We start from the raw sequence: 5,536 nt of genomic DNA on the forward strand, positions 1-5,536 counted from the left end.
AACTTTCGGTTCATAGCGTCTTCACACACCGCAATCTGGTGCCCTGTATCGGGTCAGCAAATTGCTTGGGTGTTATATGGTCAAGCCTCACGGGCAATTAGTATGGGTTAGCTCAACGCCTCACAGCGCTTACACACCCCACCTATCAACGTCGTAGTCTTCGACGGCCCTTCAGGGGACTCAAGGTCCCAGTGAGATCTCATCTTGAGGCAAGTTTCCCGCTTAGATGCTTTCAGCGGTTATCTTTTCCGAACATAGCTACCCGGCAATGCCACTGGCGTGACAACCGGAACACCAGAGGTTCGTCCACTCCGGTCCTCTCGTACTAGGAGCAGCCCCTCTCAAATCTCAAACGTCCACGGCAGATAGGGACCGAACTGTCTCACGACGTTCTAAACCCAGCTCGCGTACCACTTTAAATGGCGAACAGCCATACCCTTGGGACCGGCTTCAGCCCCAGGATGTGATGAGCCGACATCGAGGTGCCAAACACCGCCGTCGATATGAACTCTTGGGCGGTATCAGCCTGTTATCCCCGGAGTACCTTTTATCCGTTGAGCGATGGCCCTTCCATACAGAACCACCGGATCACTAAGACCTACTTTCGTACCTGCTCGACGTGTCTGTCTCGCAGTCAAGCGCGCTTTTGCCTTTATACTCTACGACCGATTTCCGACCGGTCTGAGCGCACCTTCGTACTCCTCCGTTACTCTTTAGGAGGAGACCGCCCCAGTCAAACTACCCACCATACACTGTCCTCGATCCGGATAACGGACCTGAGTTAGAACCTCAAAGTTGCCAGGGTGGTATTTCAAGGATGGCTCCACGCGAACTGGCGTCCACGCTTCAAAGCCTCCCACCTATCCTACACAAGCAAATTCAAAGTCCAGTGCAAAGCTATAGTAAAGGTTCACGGGGTCTTTCCGTCTAGCCGCGGATACACTGCATCTTCACAGCGATTTCAATTTCACTGAGTCTCGGGTGGAGACAGCGCCGCCATCGTTACGCCATTCGTGCAGGTCGGAACTTACCCGACAAGGAATTTCGCTACCTTAGGACCGTTATAGTTACGGCCGCCGTTTACCGGGGCTTCGATCAAGAGCTTCGCGTTAGCTAACCCCATCAATTAACCTTCCGGCACCGGGCAGGCGTCACACCCTATACGTCCACTTTCGTGTTTGCAGAGTGCTGTGTTTTTAATAAACAGTCGCAGCGGCCTGGTATCTTCGACCGGCGTGGGCTTACGCAGCAAGTGCTTCACCCTCACCGGCGCACCTTCTCCCGAAGTTACGGTGCCATTTTGCCTAGTTCCTTCACCCGAGTTCTCTCAAGCGCCTTGGTATTCTCTACCCAACCACCTGTGTCGGTTTGGGGTACGGTTCCTGGTTATCTGAAGCTTAGAAGCTTTTCTTGGAAGCATGGCATCAACCACTTCGTCACCCAAAGGGTAACTCGTCATCAGCTCTCGGCCTTAAGATCCCGGATTTACCTAAGATCTCAGCCTACCACCTTAAACTTGGACAACCAACGCCAAGCTGGCCTAGCCTTCTCCGTCCCTCCATCGCAATAACCAGAAGTACAGGAATATTAACCTGTTTTCCATCGACTACGCTTTTCAGCCTCGCCTTAGGGACCGACTAACCCTGCGTCGATTAACGTTGCGCAGGAAACCTTGGTCTTTCGGCGTGGGTGTTTTTCACACCCATTGTCGTTACTCATGTCAGCATTCGCACTTCTGATACCTCCAGCAAGCTTCTCAACTCACCTTCACAGGCTTACAGAACGCTCCTCTACCGCATCACCTAAGTGATACCCGTAGCTTCGGTGTATGGTTTGAGCCCCGTTACATCTTCCGCGCAGGCCGACTCGACTAGTGAGCTATTACGCTTTCTTTAAAGGGTGGCTGCTTCTAAGCCAACCTCCTAGCTGTCTAAGCCTTCCCACATCGTTTCCCACTTAACCATAACTTTGGGACCTTAGCTGACGGTCTGGGTTGTTTCCCTTTTCACGACGGACGTTAGCACCCGCCGTGTGTCTCCCATGCTCGGCACTTGTAGGTATTCGGAGTTTGCATCGGTTTGGTAAGTCGGGATGACCCCCTAGCCGAAACAGTGCTCTACCCCCTACAGTGATACATGAGGCGCTACCTAAATAGCTTTCGAGGAGAACCAGCTATCTCCGAGCTTGATTAGCCTTTCACTCCGATCCACAGGTCATCCGCTAACTTTTCAACGGTAGTCGGTTCGGTCCTCCAGTTAGTGTTACCCAACCTTCAACCTGCCCATGGATAGATCGCCCGGTTTCGGGTCTATTCCCAGCGACTAGACGCCCTATTAAGACTCGCTTTCGCTACGCCTCCCCTATTCGGTTAAGCTCGCCACTGAAAATAAGTCGCTGACCCATTATACAAAAGGTACGCAGTCACCCAACAAAGTGGGCTCCCACTGCTTGTACGCATACGGTTTCAGGATCTATTTCACTCCCCTCTCCGGGGTTCTTTTCGCCTTTCCCTCACGGTACTAGTTCACTATCGGTCAGTCAGTAGTATTTAGCCTTGGAGGATGGTCCCCCCATATTCAGACAAAGTTTCTCGTGCTCCGTCCTACTCGATTTCATGACTAAGAGATTTTCGCGTACAGGGCTATCACCCACTATGGCCGCACTTTCCAGAGCGTTCCGCTAATCTCAAAGCCACTTAAGGGCTAGTCCCCGTTCGCTCGCCACTACTAAGGGAATCTCGGTTGATTTCTTTTCCTCAGGGTACTTAGATGTTTCAGTTCCCCTGGTTCGCCTCTTGCACCTATGTATTCAGTACAAGATAACCATCTTATGATGGCTGGGTTCCCCCATTCAGACATCTCCGGATCAAAGTCTGTTTGCCGACTCCCCGAAGCTTTTCGCAGGCTACCACGTCTTTCATCGCCTCTGACTGCCAAGGCATCCACCGTATGCGCTTCTTCACTTGACCATATAACCCCAAGCAATCTGGTTATACTGTGAAGACGACATTCGCCGAAAATTCGCATGCTCTAAGAGCAACTCACAAATTTTACCTTAGCCTGATCCGTTACCAGTGAAAGTAACGTCCAGTCTATCTTTCTATCACATACCCAAATTTTTAAAGAACGATCTAATCAAAAGACTAGAAATCAACATTCAGCACCGTCTTGGTGGAATGCTCATTTCTAAGCTTTAAACGTTGGTGCCAATCTGTAATGGTGGAGCCAAGCGGGATCGAACCGCTGACCTCCTGCGTGCNACTAGTCAAAGACTAGAAATCAACATTCATCATCGAACCGATGGAATGCTCATTTCTAAGCTTTATACAATCGAAGCAGTAGTGGTGGAGCCAAGCGGGATCGAACCGCTGACCTCCTGCGTGCAAGGCAGGCGCTCTCCCAGCTGAGCTATGGCCCCGTATTTCTACAGGGAACACCATGAAATTGGTGGGTCTGGGCAGATTCGAACTGCCGACCTCACCCNCTTTTCCCACACAAAATTGGTGGGTCTGGGCAGATTCGAACTGCCGACCTCACCCTTATCAGGGGTGCGCTCTAACCAACTGAGCTACAGACCCAATTTCGGGCTGCTTCTTTCGTCTTCTTCAATGAATCAAGCAATTCGTGTGGGAGCTCATGAAGCAGCTGCGGTCGTCGATTAAGGAGGTGATCCAGCCGCAGGTTCCCCTACGGCTACCTTGTTACGACTTCACCCCAGTCATGAATCACACCGTGGTAACCGTCCCCCCGAAGGTTAGACTAGCTACTTCTGGTGCAACCCACTCCCATGGTGTGACGGNTGAAGCAGCTGCGGTCGTCGATTAAGGAGGTGATCCAGCCGCAGGTTCCCCTACGGCTACCTTGTTACGACTTCACCCCAGTCATGAATCACACCGTGGTAACCGTCCCCCCGAAGGTTAGACTAGCTACTTCTGGTGCAACCCACTCCCATGGTGTGACGGGCGGTGTGTACAAGGCCCGGGAACGTATTCACCGCGACATTCTGATTCGCGATTACTAGCGATTCCGACTTCACGCAGTCGAGTTGCAGACTGCGATCCGGACTACGATCGGTTTTGTGGGATTAGCTCCACCTCGCGGCTTGGCAACCCTCTGTACCGACCATTGTAGCACGTGTGTAGCCCAGGCCGTAAGGGCCATGATGACTTGACGTCATCCCCACCTTCCTCCGGTTTGTCACCGGCAGTCTCCTTAGAGTGCCCACCATGACGTGCTGGTAACTAAGGACAAGGGTTGCGCTCGTTACGGGACTTAACCCAACATCTCACGACACGAGCTGACGACAGCCATGCAGCACCTGTCTCAATGTTCCCGAAGGCACCAATCCATCTCTGGAAAGTTCATTGGATGTCAAGGCCTGGTAAGGTTCTTCGCGTTGCTTCGAATTAAACCACATGCTCCACCGCTTGTGCGGGCCCCCGTCAATTCATTTGAGTTTTAACCTTGCGGCCGTACTCCCCAGGCGGTCAACTTAATGCGTTAGCTGCGCCACTAAGAGCTCAAGGCTCCCAACGGCTAGTTGACATCGTTTACGGCGTGGACTACCAGGGTATCTAATCCTGTTTGCTCCCCACGCTTTCGCACCTCAGTGTCAGTATCAGTCCAGGTGGTCGCCTTCGCCACTGGTGTTCCTTCCTATATCTACGCATTTCACCGCTACACAGGAAATTCCACCACCCTCTACCATACTCTAGCTCGACAGTTTTGAATGCAGTTCCCAGGTTGAGCCCGGGGATTTCACATCCAACTTAACGAACCACCTACGCGCGCTTTACGCCCAGTAATTCCGATTAACGCTTGCACCCTCTGTATTACCGCGGCTGCTGGCACAGAGTTAGCCGGTGCTTATTCTGTCGGTAACGTCAAAACACTAACGTATTAGGTTAATGCCCTTCCTCCCAACTTAAAGTGCTTTACAATCCGAAGACCTTCTTCACACACGCGGCATGGCTGGATCAGGCTTTCGCCCATTGTCCAATATTCCCCACTGCTGCCTCCCGTAGGAGTCTGGACCGTGTCTCAGTTCCAGTGTGACTGATCATCCTCTCAGACCAGTTACGGATCGTCGCCTTGGTGAGCCATTACCTCACCAACTAGCTAATCCGACCTAGGCTCATCTGATAGCGCAAGGCCCGAAGGTCCCCTGCTTTCTCCCGTAGGACGTATGCGGTATTAGCGTCCGTTTCCGAGCGTTATCCCCCACTACCAGGCAGATTCCTAGGCTTTACTCACCCGTCCGCCGCTCTCAAGAGGTGCAAGCACCTCTCTACCGCTCGACTTGCATGTGTTAGGCCTGCCGCCAGCGTTCAATCTGAGCCATGATCAAACTCTTCAGTTCAAACATCTTTGGGTTTTGAGAAAACCCTAAACTTGGCTCAGCAATCGTTGGTTACATCTTTGATTTCTCGCGGAGTAACTTGTGATGCTGATAATCTGTTGACTAGCAGTCTGACTCCACAAGCACCCACACGAATTGCTTGATTCAGTTGTTAAAGAGCGGTGGGTTGAGCCTTTCG

General features: G+C 52.0%; 2 tRNA genes and 2 rRNA genes. All 4 read right to left on the bottom strand.

Annotated features, from left to right (window positions below):
* Positions 1–76: 76 nt before the first annotated feature.
* Positions 77–2,968, bottom strand: a 23S ribosomal RNA gene (locus MKS85_RS28575).
* 373 nt (positions 2,969–3,341) lie between these two features.
* A tRNA-Ala gene (locus MKS85_RS28580) sits at positions 3,342–3,417 on the bottom strand.
* 83 nt (positions 3,418–3,500) lie between these two features.
* Positions 3,501–3,577, bottom strand: a tRNA-Ile gene (locus MKS85_RS28585).
* Between the two features lie 244 nt (positions 3,578–3,821).
* Positions 3,822–5,358 (bottom strand): 16S ribosomal RNA (locus tag MKS85_RS28590).
* Together the 16S and 23S rRNA genes with 2 tRNA genes alongside form the textbook arrangement of a ribosomal RNA operon.
* Positions 5,359–5,536: the final 178 nt, after the last annotated feature.

Source organism: Pseudomonas sp. JL2 (assembly GCF_031570495.1).
Classification (GTDB): domain Bacteria; phylum Pseudomonadota; class Gammaproteobacteria; order Pseudomonadales; family Pseudomonadaceae; genus Aquipseudomonas; species Aquipseudomonas rhizophila.